At 69.0% G+C, this 16965-nt stretch carries 14 protein-coding genes; 7 read left to right on the top strand and 7 right to left on the bottom strand.

Annotation, left to right across the window (positions count from 1 at the left end; translation table 11 throughout):
- Positions 1–172: 172 nt before the first annotated feature.
- The 3 genes from HDA44_RS11910 to HDA44_RS11900 all read right to left on the bottom strand — a co-directional run bounded on the left by HDA44_RS11910 (position 173) and on the right by HDA44_RS11900 (position 4441).
- Positions 173–2413, bottom strand: coding sequence for a HelD family protein (locus HDA44_RS11910; RefSeq protein ID WP_337905873.1), 2241 nt, complete (start codon positions 2411–2413; stop codon positions 173–175).
- A gap of 91 nt (positions 2414–2504) precedes the next feature.
- Complete coding sequence (locus tag HDA44_RS11905) at positions 2505–3812, bottom strand: phytoene desaturase family protein (protein ID WP_184833780.1); 1308 nt, start codon at positions 3810–3812, stop codon at positions 2505–2507.
- Positions 3812–4441 carry a DUF4126 domain-containing protein gene (locus HDA44_RS11900; RefSeq protein WP_184833778.1) on the bottom strand — a complete coding sequence of 210 codons (630 nt, stop codon included), beginning with the start codon at positions 4439–4441 and terminating at the stop codon, positions 3812–3814. Before HDA44_RS11900 ends, HDA44_RS11905 begins: the two co-directional genes overlap by 1 nt.
- Before the next feature lie 173 nt (positions 4442–4614).
- Here HDA44_RS11900 and HDA44_RS11895 point away from each other — a divergent pair, with 173 nt between their 5' ends.
- Entirely contained in the window at positions 4615–6534 is a 1920-nt protein-coding gene (locus HDA44_RS11895; RefSeq protein WP_184833776.1) for an N-acetylmuramoyl-L-alanine amidase, read from the top strand.
- Positions 6535–6611: 77 nt separating this feature from the next.
- Here the strand turns inward: HDA44_RS11895 and HDA44_RS11890 are convergent, their stop codons facing one another.
- Positions 6612–7082, bottom strand: a complete 471-nt coding sequence (locus HDA44_RS11890) for a YbaK/EbsC family protein (protein WP_184833774.1) — start codon at positions 7080–7082, stop codon at positions 6612–6614.
- 430 nt (positions 7083–7512) lie between these two features.
- Here HDA44_RS11890 and HDA44_RS11885 point away from each other — a divergent pair, with 430 nt between their 5' ends.
- The 6 genes from HDA44_RS11885 (at position 7513) to HDA44_RS11860 (ending at position 11775) form a co-directional block, all read left to right on the top strand.
- Entirely contained in the window at positions 7513–8016 is a 504-nt protein-coding gene (locus tag HDA44_RS11885; protein WP_184844896.1) for a DUF6504 family protein, read from the top strand.
- On the top strand, positions 8013–8486 hold the full coding sequence (locus HDA44_RS11880; RefSeq protein ID WP_184833772.1) for an SAV_6107 family HEPN domain-containing protein: 474 nt from the start codon (positions 8013–8015) through the stop codon (positions 8484–8486). Before HDA44_RS11885 ends, HDA44_RS11880 begins: the two co-directional genes overlap by 4 nt.
- Positions 8487–8534: 48 nt before the next feature.
- Complete coding sequence (locus tag HDA44_RS11875; RefSeq protein WP_184833770.1) at positions 8535–8780, top strand: hypothetical protein; 246 nt, start codon at positions 8535–8537, stop codon at positions 8778–8780.
- Between the two features lie 55 nt (positions 8781–8835).
- Entirely contained in the window at positions 8836–10047 is a 1212-nt protein-coding gene (locus HDA44_RS11870; protein ID WP_337905872.1) for a DUF480 domain-containing protein, read from the top strand.
- A gap of 295 nt (positions 10048–10342) precedes the next feature.
- A complete protein-coding gene (locus HDA44_RS11865) occupies positions 10343–11089 on the top strand; it encodes a class I SAM-dependent methyltransferase (protein ID WP_184833768.1) in 747 nt (248 codons plus the stop codon).
- Positions 11090–11373: 284 nt separating this feature from the next.
- Positions 11374–11775, top strand: a complete 402-nt coding sequence (locus HDA44_RS11860; RefSeq protein ID WP_319035738.1) for a DUF3040 domain-containing protein — start codon at positions 11374–11376, stop codon at positions 11773–11775.
- A 225-nt stretch (positions 11776–12000) separates the two neighbouring features.
- Here the strand turns inward: HDA44_RS11860 and HDA44_RS11855 are convergent, their stop codons facing one another.
- Genes HDA44_RS11855 through HDA44_RS11845 form a run of 3 tightly spaced genes read right to left on the bottom strand, consistent with a single transcriptional unit; the run spans position 12001 to position 16556 of the window.
- A complete protein-coding gene (locus HDA44_RS11855) occupies positions 12001–14364 on the bottom strand; it encodes a transglutaminase TgpA family protein (protein WP_184833766.1) in 2364 nt (787 codons plus the stop codon).
- Positions 14361–15647: a DUF58 domain-containing protein gene (locus tag HDA44_RS11850; protein WP_184833764.1), complete on the bottom strand. Its 1287-nt coding sequence runs from the start codon at positions 15645–15647 to the stop codon at positions 14361–14363. The genes HDA44_RS11855 and HDA44_RS11850 overlap by 4 nt, the downstream gene beginning before the upstream one ends.
- Positions 15648–15650: 3 nt before the next feature.
- On the bottom strand, positions 15651–16556 hold the full coding sequence (locus tag HDA44_RS11845) for an AAA family ATPase (RefSeq protein ID WP_238352953.1): 906 nt from the start codon (positions 16554–16556) through the stop codon (positions 15651–15653).
- Positions 16557–16965: the final 409 nt, after the last annotated feature.

The following is a 16965-nucleotide window of genomic DNA, read 5'->3' as shown; positions in this document are numbered from 1 at the left end:
TGCGGGGCACTCGGCACGGCACCTCGCCGCACGGGAGGAAAGGCAACGATGAACCACATCGACGCCTCCCCTCCCGCACGCCGAGCTACCGCACCGAGCACCTCCTCGCTACGGCACAGAGTTCCCAAACACCCTCTGACTCGGCGCCGGGCAGTTGCCATCAGCTGCCCGGTCAGGAGTCGCGGGTGGGCAACCACTGGGTGGTGCTGTTGATCGTGATCAACCGCTGCGTCGCTCGGGTCAGAACGACATACAGCGCGCGTACGCCGCCCAGTGTGTCGCTGACGATCCGATCCGGTTCGACCACCACGACACCGTCGTACTCGAGGCCCTTCGAGTCCAGTGGGCTCACCGCGACGACCCGGGGGTCGCCCAGCTCGGCCAGCACCGGCTCCACGATCGGCCGCAGTGCCGGCGGCACGATGACGCCGACGGTGCCCTCGACCAGCTGCAGCAGCTCAGCGGCCGCTTCACCGGCAGCCTGGGACACCTTGCCGTCGTCGAAGACCCGGTGGTCCGGCTCGACCCCGGTACTGCGGACCGCGTTCGGCAGGTCGGCGTCCGGGATCGACTGCCGGATCACCTCACCGGCGAACGAGTAGATCTCAGCCGAGTTCCGGTAGTTGGTGGACAGCCGGTACGTGTGCCGCTGCAGGTGCGACAACATCGAGTCCATCGCCCCGCGGGCCTCGTCCGGATCCGGCCAGGAGCTCTGTGCCGGGTCGCCGACGATCGTCCAGCTGGCCTGCGGACCGCGGCGCGTGACCATGCGCCACTGCATGGGGGAGAGGTCCTGCGCCTCGTCCACCAGCACATGCGCGTACTCCTCCGGCTCCTCTGCCTCGCGGGCTGCCGCGGCGCGCGCCCTGCGCTCCGAGCTGGTGAGCACCTCGTTCACCCCCTCGCTGAGACCTTCCAGCCAGTCGAACTCCTCGTCGGTGTTCTCAGTTGCCAGGGGCCGGCCGAGCAGAGTGGTCAGCTCATCCAGCAACGCCACATCGGCGATGGTGAACTCATCCGTCGTACGGATACCTCTCGCGAGTGCATCGACCTCTCTGGGCGTCAGCTCGTTCCGGGCCCAGCGCTGCAGCCGACGTGGGTCACCAAGCCAGCGCAGTGCCGCCTCCGGAGTCACCACCGGCCACCACTGGCCGAAGAACGTCCGGAACGCCGGCGTGTCTGTGGCACGGTCACCGAACGCCTCACGGTCGCCCAGCGGCCCAGTACGCAGGTCCTCCGGGAACCGCTGCCACAGCGCGGCGATCAGCCCCTTACGGGCCTCGGCAGCTGCCCGGTTGCGTGCAGTCCGGCGTAGTGCGTTGCGGCGTACGTTGTCGAGCTGGTTGGCGTCCAGCTCTACCGTGGCGCCACCGATGAACACGCGCAGCGTGGTCGGTGCGGTTGGCACGCGGTCGCGAGCAGCACGCGACAGGACGCCGCGCATCCGCAGCGAGCCCTTGATCGCCGCTACCTCGGCCTCGTCGACCGCAGTGGCCTTCACGCCATCGACCAGCTCGCCGACGGCGCGGAGCGAGACGGTGTTCTCACCTAGGCTGGGTAGCACCCGCTCGATGTACGCCATGAACGCCGCTGACGGTCCGACCACCAGTACGCCGCCACGCTCGAAGCGCCTGCGGTCGCTGTACAGCAGGTACGCGGCGCGGTGCAGCGCGACCACTGTCTTGCCGGTGCCGGGTCCACCGCCGATCACCGTGACCCCACGGGCCGTCGACCGGATCGCCTTGTCCTGTTCGGCCTGGATGGTGGCGACGATGTCGCGCATCGTGTGACCGCGAGCCCGCGACAGCGACGCCATCAAGGCGCCCTCGCCCATCACCGGCAGGTCCTCCGGCGCGCGCTCCGGCGCCAGCAGGTCGTCCTCGAGGCCGACGATCCGCGGCCCCTTGTTACGCAGTACGCGGCGGCGGACGACCTTCTGCCGGTCGGTCGCGGTGGCGCGGTAGAACGGCTCCGCGGCGGGCGCGCGCCAGTCGATCACCAGCGGCTCGTACTCGGCGTCACGGACCCCGATCCGGCCGACGTACAACTTGTCGAGCCCGGCCGCGGCCGGCGCCTGCGGCTCGTCGTCACCCCGGTCCGAGTCCAGCCGGCCGAACACCAGGCCTTCGTGCTCCGCGTCCAGCTCTGCGATCCGGCGAGCGGCGGCGAACACGAGCACGTCCCGCTCGTACAGACCGGTCTGCTCCTCCTCGCGTACCCGGCCGACGTTCTGCGCCTGGCCGCGCTGGTAGCCGTCGACGGCGATCCGGGACGCCGACCGGGCGGCCTCCTCGACCCGGCCGTACACCCGGTCGACATGTTGTTGCTCAGCCGCCAGCTCAGCCCGCTCCATGCTGTCGGCGCCGTCGGCGCCATCAGAGTTGTGATCGGCCGATGTGGGGGTTTGGTCCACCGAGGTCCTCTCTACGGCCGGGCACTGTCCCGACTCAGAACACAGGAACAACCAATCTTAGTTCGCTCCCATGTCCAACCCCACCGGGGTCTCAGGCCTTCCCGATCGCGTCGGCGACGATCGCGGCGCCCAGCGTCGTCGCGGGCACGCCGGAGCCGGGGTGGGCGCCCGCACCGACGCAGTACAGGCCCTTGACCGGTGACACGTTCGAGGCGCGGCGGCGGGCGGTCTTGTAGCCCTCCCAGGCCACACCGGCCCACCAGGACGGCGACGTCTGCCGGGACACCACGCTCTCCCGTACGTGCAGTCCACGGGCGACCAGCAGGTCCAGTACGTCATCGGTGGGGTAGCCGTGGACCAGTACGGACCAGGCCTGGTGCCCGGCTGGTGCTGTGCCACCTGTCCGCACCACCACGGTCGGTGTGCCGTGCAGCACGGTCTCGAACGGCAGCTCCGGTACTGGCTCCTTCAGGCCGAGGTGTACTACGTACGCCGCCTGTGCTTGGTGCGTCGACCGGATCTTCTTGCGTACCTTCTTGGCCACCGGGTCCTCGATGAGGCTCTCGTAGAGCACCCGCGGGTCGATGTCACTCACCACGACGTCAGCGGGCAGTTCGGTTCCGTCGGCAAGGCGTACGCCAGTGACCGCGCCGGCAGCTGTCGAGATGGCAGCCACCTCGGCGCTGGTACGCACGGTGATCTTCCGCTCGTCGGCGCGCTTCGCCAGCGCATCCGCCAGCGCGCCGAAACCACCAGCGATCGTCCAGCGGCCGAACGTCCGCTCCAGATACGACCAGACGCCGATGTACCCCGGGGTGAGCGTGGGATCCGAACCGCCTTGTGCCGCGAAGTGCCGGAGCACCGCACGGGCCCGTTCGTCGGTCAACTCGCGCTGTGCGACCTTCTCCAACGACTGCCACGGCTTGAGCGCGCGGACCGTCTTGATCGGCAGCTTGTCCTCGAGCGGCGGCTCCAGTGAGGTCTTACGAAGGATCTGCCAGGTGTCGCCGTACTTGTCGACCAGCGCGGTCCACTGCTCGGCCACAGCGGCACCGGCCAAGCCGGTCCACGCCTCCTCCTGCGCGCCGCGGTCGCTGACCGGCAGGTCGAGCACCGAGCCGTCAGCGAACATGTGGCGACGTGGCTCGGTCACCGGGTCCAGCTGGACCAGACTCTCGATCGGCCGGCCGCTCTTGCGGAACAGATCGCGTAGCGCGGCCGGGAGCGTCGTACTGGCCGCACCGGCGTCCCAACTGAACCCGTCCGCCTCGACACGACCTAGTACTCCACCCAGGTGCTCGTCCTGTTCGCAGATGGTGACCTGATGGCCCAGCTTGGCCAACCGCACGGCACTGGCGAGACCGGCCAGGCCGGCCCCGATGACAATCACATTGGCCATTACTTTTCCTCAGGCAAGGCACTGCCGCTTCCGGTAGCAGGGGTACTACTTCGTTGCGCTCGCCAGGCCTTGAAGCGGCGGTACCCGCGCCGGATGAACCGGAACGCGAAGTACACACCGATCAGACCGAGCAGCAGCAGGACACCGGCGATGATCAGCGCCGCCTCCGGATGGAAGGCGGCCAGTGACACCACACCGGCAACCGCTACATCCTCCCCGGAGGACGCGGCGATGTTGGTGACCGGCTCGGGGGAGGTGTTGATCGCCAGCCGCAGACTCGACTTCACCGCATGCGACAGCAGCGCCACCAGGCCGCCAGTAGTAGCGATCAGCGCCTGGTGCAGCGTGCTTGCCTGACCGGACATCAGGGCGGCCAGTACGGCGCCGATCGTCGGCCTGATCACGGTGGAGATCGCATCCCACGCGGAGTCGATGTACGGGATCTTGTCGGCGACGAATTCGAACGCGAAGAGTGCACCAGCGGCGATCAGCACCGGCGTGGTGGTCAGCGCATGCGGTACGTCACCGGCTCCGGCGAACCGGCCGAGCAGACCGAGGATCAGCACGCAGGCATAGGCGTTGATGCCACTGGCCCAGCCAGTCGTCACCGCCAGCGGCAGTGCTTCCATCCCCGTGCTCCGTAACCGTCAGTCGCCGCGCGTCGCCCGGCACGTTTTCGTCAGTATCGAACCCATGGACGCGAACTTTGGTTAACCGTTGACATCCGCGTCGCCTCGACTCACAGTGACTAGGCTGCCAGTCTGTGTGACCGGCACCCCGCCCACGGGTTCAGGAGAACATCATGCTGCGTCGTCCGAGAATTCTTGCCGCACTGGGTGCGGTAGCGCTGCCGGCCGCACTGGTCGGCGTGTCGTTGGGAGGTCCACCCGCCGCGGCGTCACCAGCGCCCGCGCCGGCCGCGGTCGCCGCTACGGCGTACCAGACGGCCGCCGCGAAGTACGGCGTGCCGGAGTCCGTCCTGCTGGCCGTTTCGTACGCCGAGTCCCGCTGGGACGACCACGCCGGCGCACCGAGTACGACCGGTGGGTACGGCCCGATGCACCTCACCGGACTGGGTGCGTCGGAGGTCGCTGACCTGTCCGGTAAACAGAAGGTCGCGACAGCCGACTCACTGCAGACGCTGAAGAAGGCGTCCGAGCTGACCGGGCTCGACCAGAGCTCACTGCGTAACAACGTCACCGACAACATCAATGGTGGCGCCGCGGTGCTGGCGGCGTACCAGAAGTCGCTGGGGCTTCCGGTTGGCGCCAGTACCTCACCGGCTGACTGGTACGGCGCTGTTGCGTCGTATGCAGAAGCAGGGGACAAGGTCGGCGCGGCTGGGTTCGCCGACGACGTCTACTCGATCATGGCGCGCGGCGCGGCCCGTACGACGAACACGGGTCAGCAGATCGCGATGCCGGCGCTGGCAGTGAAGCCGGACAAGTCACAGGTCGACAAGCTGTCGCTGCCGGCTGGTGTGCAGCCGTCCAAGTCCGACGTGGAGTGCCCGGTGTCGCTCGGCTGCGAGTGGCTGCCGGCGCCGTACTCACAGTTCGGTGACGGCGACTACGGCAACCACGACCTCGCGAACCGGCCGAAGACCGGCAAGATCGACTACATCGTCATCCACGACACCGAGGGCCACTGGCAGGGCGTACTGAACCTGGTACAGGACCCGACGTACGTGAGCTGGCAGTACACGATGCGGTCGTCGGACGGGCACACCTGGCAGCACGTGAAGGCCAAGGACGTCGCCTGGCACGCCGGCAACTGGTACGTGAACCAGCACAGCATCGGCATCGAGCACGAAGGGTTCGCGCCGCAGGGCGCCACCTGGTTCACCGAGTCGCTCTACCGCAACTCGGCCAAGCTGGTGCGCTACCTGGCGGTCAAGAACAACATCCCGCTCGACCGGGCACACATCATCGGCCACGACCAGGTGCCGGGCACGCTCCCGAGTACGGTCCGTGGCATGCACTGGGACCCGGGACCGTACTGGGACTGGGAGCACTACATGGACCTGGTCGGTGCGCCGATCTGGGGCAAGTCGGTGCTGCCGGTACGGGCTGGGTCGATCGTGACCATCAAGCCGGGCTTCCAGGGCAACGTCCAGGTCGTCGACAACTGCGACACCCCTGGTACGCCGTGCAAGCCGCAGGGCACCAACTTCGTCTACCTGCGCCAAGCACCGGACGACAACGCGCCGCTGGTCAAGGACCTCGGTCTGCACCCGGACGGTTCCAACGGCACCACTGACGTGTCCGACATGGGTTCACGGGCCGCCGCGGGTTCGCAGTACGTCGTGGCACAGCGCCAAGGCGACTGGGTGGCTGTCTGGTACCTGGGCGCGCTGGGCTGGTTCAAGAGCCCGGCGTCCGCGCCGGACGCGTTCGTGAAGCCCGGCCTGGTCGTGAAGCCGAAGGCGGGCAAGACCTCCGTTCCGGTGTACGGGCGCGCGTACCCGGAGCAGTCCGCGTACCCGGCCGGTATTCCGTACCAGACGGTGACGCCGCTGCAGTACACGATCGGCGCCGGACAGGCGTACCCGGTGGGTGACCTGAACATCGAGACCGACTACTACCGGGCTGTCACGTTCGACGGCCAGCCGCCGACCGACCACGTACAGGTCATCGGCAAGGACAGGTACTACCAGATCTGGTTCGGGCACCGGATGGCCTACGTACGCGCGGCAGACGTGGACGTACGCCCCGCCATCTGACCTGCCTGCAGTAGCTCTTGCAGTAGCTCTTGGAGTAGCCGAAGCCGTCCAGCGACCCGCTGGACGGCTTCGTCGTTTCAGTTGACGGTGATCGGCGTGCCGTTGGTCAGCCCGAGCAACTCGGCGTACGTGGTCGGGAAGACGGAGTGGGGGATGCCCGCGGCGGCCCAAACCACCGGGTACTGCTCCAGGGCGGTGTCGACGTAGGTCTGGACCTGCCCCGGGTGGCCGACCGGGGCGACGCCGCCGATCGACTGGCCGGTGTGCTCCTTGACGAACTCCGGCGTGGCCCGCTTAAGCTTGCCGATCCCGAGCTCGGCCGCGACCTTCGCCGTGTCCACCCGGTGCGCGCCCGAGGTCAGGATCAGCACCGGGACGCCGTCACCGTCGAAGATCAGGCTGTTCGCGATCGCGCCGACCTCGCAGCCGAGGCCGGCGGCCGCGGCGGCCGCGGTCGGTACCGCCTCGTCCAGGATCTTGATCTCACCGGTCGCGCCGGCGGCCCGCAGGGCGGCGGCGACTTTCTGCACGTTGGGATGACTGCTCACCCCGGGCAGCCTATTCGCCCGGCTGCCCGCGAGCATCCGAATACCACGCTCCGGATACCGCGCGGAAGGCCGGGACCGAAAACTGTCGGTGGCGTCCGGCACGATCAGTGGCATGTGGATCGAAGGCATCGTCGCCGGCCTGGCGGCCCGGGAGCCCGGCGCGCCGGGTGCCCCGGCCGTTGACGACTGTCGGTGGACGGCGCTACGCTTCCAGTGTTCGAACAGATGTTCGATTACCTCGGCCCCGGTTTCGTCGGGAGGCCAGGCCGAGGTGGGCCGGACAGCTGGACGGCTCCGGTGCGGAGTTGCGGCCGCATCGGAATCCGGTGGTCCCGGCGGGCCGGGCACCGGGGTGGACCTCGACCCCCACCCTGGTGCTCCCCGCCGGGCCGTCGCCCAGGGGAAGCACTTCCAGAGGAGGACATGGATCATGTGGGAGATCGACGACGCCGTTGAGGTGCACTCGGTGTTCGTGGACGGCATCGAGACCCCTGACCAGTTCCTCTGGCGCGGCCGGCTCTGGCGGGTCTGCGAGCTTCGGTCCCAGTGGACCGAGACGGCCGCCTGGTGGGAGCGCGGCGTCATCGGTACCGGCTCGACCTACGACGCCCACGTGGCCCAGCGCACGACCCGAGCCCACCTGAACGGCGTGGCAGCGGCGGCGAACCCCCGTTCACGCCCCGCTGCCACGCATCCCCACCCCGCTGCCGCTGCTGCCGGTGCTGTCGCCGCCGGTGCCGCTGCTGGTACCGCGGTGGCTGAGGCGGGCGTGTCCGCGGCGGCGGTCGGGGTGCTGGACGCTGACTGGGGTCCACAGCGCGCGGTGTACCGCGTCGAGGCCGGCTGTGGCCGGCACGGACGCAGGGAGCTTTTCGATCTCGCCCACGACCCGCACTCGGGCCGTTGGCAACTGGAGAGGGTGACCGACCGATGACCGTTTCACCGGTGTCCCCGGTAGCCGCCGGCGCGGCCAGCCGTGAGCTGTCCCGCGCCCGGGCCGCCCTGGCCGAGGCGACCGAGACCACTGACCGCCTGATCCGCTACTCCAGCGCCCATGTCGCGGCGCTCCGGGTCGCGGCCGCGGTGCTCGCCGTCCGGGCCCGCCCGGTCCGGTCCGGCAGCCGCCGCCGCGTGCAGAAGAACGCGTGGGTTCTGCTCGCCGAGGTCGCGCCCGAGTTCGGTGAGTGGGCGACGTTCTTCGCCGCCGGCGCCGCGCAGCGTGCCGCCGCCGAGGCCGGGCTGGAGCGCGCCGTCAGCACCCGCGAGGCGGACGACCTGATCCGTGCCGCCGAAACCTTCTACACCCAGGTGGAAGCGAGCCTGCGGCTGTCCACGAGTCCTGTCCTCACCGCCACCACCGACCCGCGGTCGGTGCTGACCCAACCTTGGATGCAAGCCAGCTGAGCCATCGAGCGTCACCCAGCAACACCCAGCACTGAGGAGATCCCGACCGTGACCGAACAAAGAGGCCTGGGCAAGGACCTGTGCGGTCGCCTGCACGCCTTGACCGGCGCCGAGTGCTACCTGCCGGACACCCACTACCCGCGCCCACACCACTCCCTGTCCGGTGAGTCCTGGCACGACGGTCTCTGCACCCAGTGCGCCGGCTCCGGACTCTCCGACGATGCCCTCTGCCCAACCTGCAACGGCACCGCCTTCGAGCCACTGACCCTCCCGGAGACTTACCAACCAGGCTGACCGGACCACCCGCCAGTAGCTCCCTAGGTCCCGGGTGGGCATTAAGGTCGCGGGTGTGAGCGATCTTCCTGTGCTGGATGTCGAGGAACAGCGGGTCCTCGGGAGCTTGCTGGAGAAACAGGCGACCGTCCCCGCGTCGTACCCGTTGACTGCCAACGCGTTGCGGACGGCGTGCAATCAGACCAGTAATCGTGAGCCGGTCGTCGACTACGACCAAGGCACGGTCGAGCGGGTCGCGCGGTCGCTGCGGGACCGGGAGCTGCTGCGGATCGTCTGGGTCGACACCGGGCGGCGCACGCTGAAGTACCACCAGATCCTGGACGAGAAGCTGGAGCTCGCGCCGGACGAGCGTGCGCTGATCACCGTGTTGTTGCTGCGCGGTGCGCAAGCGCCCGGCGAGTTGCGTACGCGGACGGAGCGGCTGCACAAGTTCGAGGACCGCGGTGACGTCGAGGCGTGCCTGCGGCGGATGGCCGAGCGGCCCGAGCCGCTGGTGCGGGAGCTGGAGCGGCGCGCCGGCCAGCACGATCGGCGATGGACTCATCTCCTCGGCCCGGTCAGCGACGAGGACGAGGCCACCGTCACCGAGTCTGTCGATCGTGACCAGGTGATCGCCGATGGCGCGGAGGCACGAGACGCTCGGGTGCGGGCCGCGTACGACGCGGTCGCGACGGCGTACGCGGACCAACTGCTCGATGAGCTTGCCGGGTTGCCGTTCGAGACCTGGTTGCTGGACCGGGTGATTGCCCATGCCAATGGCCGGCCCGTCGTGGAAGTCGGTTCTGGGCCGGGACACATCACCGCGTACCTGGCCGAAGGTGGTGCCGCGGCGACCGGGATCGACATCGCGGCCGAGATGGTCGCCGAGGCGCGCCGGCGGTTTCCGGAGCACAGTTACGACGTTGGGGATCTGCGCCGGCTCGGTCGGCCGCCGACCAGTTCCGGGTGGGCTGCCGTGCTCGGGTGGTATTCGCTGATCCACTTGGCCGCGTCCGAGCTCCCCGAGGCGATCGCGGCGCTGACCCGGCCGCTCGATCCCGGTGGATGGCTGGTTCTGGCGCTGCACGCGGGCGCTGAGGTCCGGCACGTCGACGAGTTCCTCGGGCATGAAGTCAACCTGGACTACGTCTTGCATGATCCAGCTCAGGTCGTCGCGATGCTGGAGGCCGCTGGACTGACCGACGTCGAGTGGTACCTGCGCGGCCCGATCACCACCCGTGCCGAATCCACCCGCCGGCTGTACGTCATCGCCCGCAACCCCGCCTGACACACCCCGGTCCACCACACCCCGGTCCACCACACCCCGGTCCACCACACCCCGCCCAGCACATCCAGCCCCCCGCGCTCCCCAAACCAGTTTGGGGAGCCCAACCCACCCGGATCGGGCAGCTTGGCTCCCCGAACCGGTTTGGGGAGCCTGAGGTTGGTGCCACGTGACCCGGGGGCCGGGTGAGTGGTTGGGGTGGAAGTAGGGTGTGGCGCGGTGGTGACTCTGGGCCGGTGTGGTGGCTGGAGTCGGGTATGGGGGCAGGGTTCGGGTCGGGGGATCGGCAGGAGGATTGATGGTGGATCGGCGGCGGCGGAGTGTGCGTACTGCGTTGATCGGGGAGGCATTACGCGTCGCGCTGGCCGGCCGGGAACGTACCGATCCGGGCGCCGGGCTGGACATCGTCGACCTCGGTGGCGGTACCGGTGGATTCGCGGTGCCGCTGGCGGTCGAAGGGCACCGGGTGACGGTCGTCGATCCGAGCCCGGACGCGCTGGCGTCGCTCGAGCGGCGGGCCAGTGACGAAGGGGTCAGCGACCTGATCCGTGGCGTCCAGGGCGACGCGGCCGAGCTGCCGGGTCTGGCGGGGGAGTCGAGCGCGGACGCGGTGCTGTGTCACGGCGTGCTTGAGGTTGTGGACGATCCGGTACAGGCGTTGCAGGCGATGGCGTCGGTGCTGCGGGAGGGCGGCGTACTGAGTCTGCTGGTTGCCCAGCGCAACGCCGTGGTCCTCGCGCGGGCGCTGGCCGGCCATCTGGCCGAGGCGCGGATCGCTTTGCAGGACCCGGACGGCCGGTGGGGTGCCACCGATCCGATGCCGCGCCGGTTCGACGAGGCCGGTATCACCGGGCAGCTGGCCGATGCCGGGTTCATGGTGCACACGGTGCACGGGGTGCGTACGTTCGCCGATCTGGTGCCGTCCGCGTTCGTCGACTCCGAGCCGGGCGCGGCCGAGTCCCTGGCCGATCTGGAACGCGCCGCCAGCCAGCACCCCGCTTTCCGGGCCCTGGCCACCCAACTCCACATCCTCGCCACCCGCTGACCGCTGCCCCGGAATCGGCATCCGCTGCCGCGCAAAATCGCTTGGTGGCCGACCGATCCCTGCACGGAGGGTGATGGCGAGGTTACCTCCGGCACGGTTGAACGCCTGTTGCTGTGAACGGGCTGTGAGCGACACGCCGATGGACATGGGTTTGGGACCGACCTTGGTGGGGCAGTTGCCGGACCGTGACGCGCTGGACAGGCGGTCAGGGTTTCGTGTGACGCACACGCGGCCTAGACTGGAGGCGGCCTATCGAGATCGCGCTCATCATGGAGGGATCGACGGTGCCCCTCTCGGAAGAAGAGCAGCGCCAGTTCGAGCAGCTCGAACGTGCCCTTGCTGCGGAAGACCCGAAGTTCGTTTCCGCCATGCGTGGGACCAATGTGCGCTTGTACTACAAGCGCCGGGCAGTGCTTGCCGGCGCTGGGTTCGTGCTGGGTATCGCGGTGCTGATGACCGGTGCCATCCTGCCGAACACGATCATCGGTGTGATCGGGTTCGTGATGATGGTCGCGTGTCTGTACATCGCGGCGCTGAGCATGAAACGGATCAGCAACGCGGGGGAGTCGGACGACATCCCACCGCCGCCGCCGACCAAACGGCACCGGACGAAGCACGACTCGTCCGGCACCTTCATGGAGCGGATGGAAGACCGCTGGCGCCGCCGCCGCGACGAGGACCTCTGACCGCCTGAGCGTTCTGGTTCATCACACCCGTACCGAACCGGTACGGGTGTGTTCGTTTGTCCCCACCGCCACGCCCTGCCCTTGACACAGAGCCTCCCCAAACCGGTTTGGGGAGGCTCTGTCATCGGACCGGGGAGCGTTACTGCCCGATTTGGGGGGATAACACTCCCCAAACCGGTTTGGGGAGGTTGAGGGTGAAGGAGGTAGAGGTGGTGGGAGAGGGGATTAGTTTGTGTGGGGGCGTCGGGTTGGGAGCAGCCGGGTCCGGAGGCGGGCGAGTAGCAGGTCGAAGTCGTCGAGTAGGTCCGATGCCTCGGTGGTGCCGCGGCGTACGTACCAGCGCCAGGACGGCGGCAACAGCCGCGCCCGCCACTTCCGCCGGGCCGGCGCCTGAGCCCAGAGCGCCTTCCGTACCGCGGCTGCTTCCGGCCGGAGGTCCAGCTCGGGATTCGTACCCTCCGCGTACCGCAATGCCTCGATGCCCCGAGCCAACCGCCGAGCCGCGGTATGCGTGTCGGCGGGAAGCTTGGACACCAGCCACTGACCGGTCTGCCGAGGTGTCGATACCTCCGACCAGTCCAGCCCAAGGTCACGCGACGTGTCCCGGACCTCCGACCACAAACCTTCAGCCGCCGTACGTCCCGGCGGTCGCAGGAATCGCCGCCGCCGGGTCAGCATCCGCATCAGCCACGGAATCGACAGCACCAGCAACGCCCCGAAGACGCCGGCCAGCACCTGCCCGCCACCGTTGGTGAACCAGTTGCCGGAGCCAACGACCGGAGCGCCGCTCTGGTCCGGCAGGTTCGGGTCGTGGCGCGGCTTGTCGATGCCCGGCGTGTTCGTGCTGCCCGGCGTCGCCGGCGCGTTGGTCGGCGCGGTCGTCGGGCTGGTCGGGTCACCGGTGGCGGCGACGGTCCAGTTCGGCGTACTCGCGACCCGGGCGGACGGGGTCGGCTCGAACCGGACCCAGCCGATGCCCTGGAAGTACAGCTCCGGCCAGGCGTGCATGTCGTGCATCCGCACCGTGTACACGCCGTCCTTGCCGGCCTGACCGGGCAGGAAGCCGATGCCGACCCGGGACGGAATCCCGACCAGCCGGGCCATCAGCGCCATCCCGGTGGAGAACTGCTCGCAGTACCCTTCCTTGTTCTTCAGCAGGAAGTCTTCGAGCGCGGACATCCCGCTGCCCTTGGCGTTCGCGGTGCTGTACGTGAACCCGCCGATGCTGCGGAACCAGTTCTGGATCAGCACCGCCATCTCGAACTTGTTGCCCGCGGCCGGCGCGGTGATCTCGTTGGTCTTCTGCTTGATGTCCAGCGGCGTACTCTTCGGCACCGTCATCGTGTACGCGTCCGGCGCTGCGGTCGTGACCGACTCGTGCAGCTGGTCCGGCGTCGGCTGCAGGTCGTACGAAGTGAGGTCGTACTTCTTGCCGGCGATGATCGACCCGTTGGCGGAAACCACGTCCAGCGAGTTCGGGTCGTAGCGCCAGTCCTTCTTGAGCGAGATCGAGTGCAGCGGGTACGGCACCGGGACGAACTGGGACCGGAAGCTCCGGCTGACATCGACCTGCATGCTGTCCTGCTGCACCGTCGACAGGTCACCGGTGTACCCGGGTGGCGGGTTCAGGTCGCCGGTGATCTTCTGGCCCTCCGGGCGCGGCGCGATCCGCCAGGTGTTGCCGTCGAACAGGTCGAGCGCGGTCAGCCGCATGTACGAACCGCCGGACGGACCGCCCTTGTAGGTCAGCGCGACCACGTTCTCGCCCTGTTTGAGGTTCTTGCCCATGTCCAGCATCGGGTCGGTCGACGAGATCGACGCGCCGATGCCGGGACCGGTGCCGCCGCCGGCCAGACCGTTGCCGATGACACCTTCCGGCAGGGACGGCAGCAACGCGGGCAACAGCGCGGCGATCGCTACTACGGTCAGGCCGATCCGGCGACCGGCCTGGCCGAGCGCGGACGCCTCCACCGGCTCGGCCGCGTCCAGGTGCGAGACACCGGAGATCCGGCGGCCCCAGCGGCTGAGCCGGCTGCGGCCCTCGGCGGACAGCAGCAGGATGTAGCCGACGGCCGGTGGGATGAACAGCAGCCACGGCAGACCGCCGTGCACGGTAGCGGCAGGCACCGTGTACATGATCAGCAGCAGCAGGCCCGACCACGCGGCCTGCCGGAGCTGCACGGCGACGACATGGATCAGCAGCCCGGTCACCGCGATCACCGTGACCGCGAACAGCGTCAGATGCGAGTCCTGCGGCAGCGGTGCACTGAACCGGTTGATGGAGTCCATCGCGTCGACCATCCGCGAGTTGAACTCGACAGCGGTCGCCCGCCAGGGGAGTACACCGAACTTCATCGTCCCGTGCAGGAAGAACAATGACAGCAGCTCCACCAGTGCGACCAGCTGGACGATCGGCACGATGACCCGCGGCGTACGCAGGTTCTGCAGCAGCACGCCGATCCCAGTGATCAGGGCACACAGGAACGCGCTGATGAACAGGAACGGCCCGGAGAACACCGGCGTCAGCACCAGCGACCCGAGCACGGTCGCACCCCAGGCAGCGATGGAAATCCGGGCGTGACCAGTCATGCGATTCTCCCGCTTCGTAAGCCGAGGCCGGACCAGACAGTAGGTAGATGGTCGCCGCGGCGGACTCGGGCTACTCGCCAGCCGTTGCGGCGGAGCTCGTGTTCGGTGGCGTCTGTCGTGGCGGTCAGGCGGGCGGCCTTCTCGGTCGCCTCGGCGCCCACCGCCCAGCTGGCCGCGTCCAGCAGCAGCACGACTCCGGTCGCCTGGCTGGTCCGCCAGCGGTTCAGGGAGGTCACGTCATCAGAACTGCAAGCGCCGAGGATCGCGATCACCAGGCTGGGCTCCTGCGCATGCCGATCAACTGTCAGCAGTGGGCTGAGCTCGGCGTACCGGTGTTCTTCGACGGTCGCGCACTCGGTCAGCAGCTGCTGCTGCGTGAGCGGCTGATGTACCGCGGCTGACGAACGATGGTTGATCGCCGAGATCGTGGTCGGTCCGCCGAGCATCGTGGTCGCGTACCCGCGGCGGACCCGGTCGATGCCGATCGACGCCGCCGCGCTCACTGCCCATTCGAGACTCGACGACGGACCGTGCCCGTGGTGTGAGATCGTCCGCGCGTCGAGGAACAACGCGCACCGGCTCTGCCACGGCTGTTCCTCGCGGCGCACCATCAGCTCACCCCGGCGCGCGGTCGACCGCCAGTGCACCCGGCGCAGGTCGTCACCATCGCGGTACTCGCGCACCGTCGCGTCTTCTTCGCCGGCCGACGAGATCGCCCGCGGCCGGTTCTCGCCCGAGCCGGCCCGGTCCGCGCCGAGCCGGATCTCCGGCAGCCGATGCACGCGTGGCGTCACCAGCAGGTGGTGGCTCCGGGTGAACGTCCGGCTGGTCTCCACCAGCCCGAACGGATCAGCCACGGTCAGCATCAACGGCCCGACCTGGAACAAGCCACGCACGTCCGACTTCACCGGGTACGTGACCGTACGCCGCCAGTTCGGGCTGACGCGGTCGACGACGAACCGCGGCCGGTGCCCGAGTACGTATGGAATCCGGTCCTCCAGCAGAAGCAGCCCGGCCGGCATCCGGCCCTCGTTGCTCAACGTCAGCTCGACGTTCGCCTGGACGCCGACCGGTACCTGGTCCGGTGACAGACTGCGCCGCACCTGGAGCCGCAGCCGGGTCCGGCCGACGACCAGCGCCGCGACCACCGGCAGCGCGGCCAGCAGGATGCCGACCCGCAGCAGGTCCTTCTGGCCGAGCAGGAGCGCGCACAACGACGCGGTGATACCGGCCGCGACGAACGCCCGCCCTCTGGTGGTCAGTCCGCGCAGTGCCTGCCGCATGGTTCAGTCCCGACGCGTACGGGGAAGGGCCACGCTGGACACCAACCCGGAGATGATTTCGGCTGCACCGCGCCCACCGAGATGCGCCTCAGCCGCCGGAAGCACGCGGTGCGCCAGCACCGGCACCGCGAGCTCCTGAATGTCGTCCGGCAGCACGAACTCACGTGAGTCCAATGCCGCCGCGGCCCGTGCCGCCCGGACCAGGTGCAGCGTCGACCGCGGGCTGGCGCCGAGCCGGAGCTCCTGCGACCGCCGGGTCGCGCCGACCAGCGCGACGGCGTACTCCTTCACCGACTCGGACACGTGCACGGACTGCACCGTCTTCACCAGCCGCAGGATCTGCTGCCCGTCGGTCACCGGCTGCAGGCTCAGCAGTGGATCGTCGGCGGCGTGCCCGTCGAGCATCCGCAGCTCGGCGGCCGGCTCCGGGTACCCCATCGAGACGCGCGCCATGAACCGGTCGCGTTGCGCCTCCGGCAGCGGGTACGTACCTTCCATCTCGATCGGGTTCTGGGTGGCGATCACCATGAACGGCGACTCGAGGTGGTACGTGGTGGTGTCGACCGTGACCTGACGCTCCTCCATCGACTCCAGCAGCGCGGCCTGGGTCTTCGGCGAGGCCCGGTTGATCTCGTCGCCGACGACGATGTTCGCGAACACCGCGCCGGGCTTGAACTCGAAGTCGCGGATCTCCTGGTTGAAGACCGACACCCCGGTGATGTCGGACGGCAGCAGGTCCGGCGTGAACTGGATCCGTCGCACGCTGCAGTCGATCGACTTCGCCAGCGCCTTGGCCAGCATCGTCTTGCCGACGCCCGGGACGTCCTCGATCAGCAGATGGCCCTCGGCCAGCAGGACCGTGACGGCCACCTCGACCACGTCGGGCTTGCCCTCGATCACCTGCTCCATGGCCCGGCGGACCCGGCCCGCCACCTCGGACAGCTCGTCGAAGTCCCCGGCTCCTGCCAGCGGCGAGCTGGTCGCGGTGGTGCTCACTCTGGGTCCACTCCATTCGTTGACTGCCGACACATTCTCACCCGCCGCGGGGCTCGGGCCCAGCGCGGCGGAGGTTTCGTTACCTGGCATTTCGATGTTCATCGGCACACGCCCTCACGGCGGGAGTCGGAAGTCGTCCCCCCAAGCGTACGGGCGGAAAAAGCGTGCGTGCGGCGTACGACGCCAGGAACGCCGAACTGGTTCGGGCCTTGTTCCGGACACGGCCCCGAACGCCTGACGGTTCAACCGGTCGTCCGGGTTGCATCCCGGCGTCCTCCACTTTGCTCCACCCGGACCCTCCATTCCGCTCCACCGCCTCCTC

This window comes from Kribbella solani (assembly GCF_014205295.1).
Taxonomy (GTDB): Bacteria; Actinomycetota; Actinomycetes; order Propionibacteriales; family Kribbellaceae; genus Kribbella; species Kribbella solani.
The sequence above is the reverse complement of the archived record's forward strand: the minus strand, read 5'-3'. Positions and strand labels throughout refer to the sequence as shown.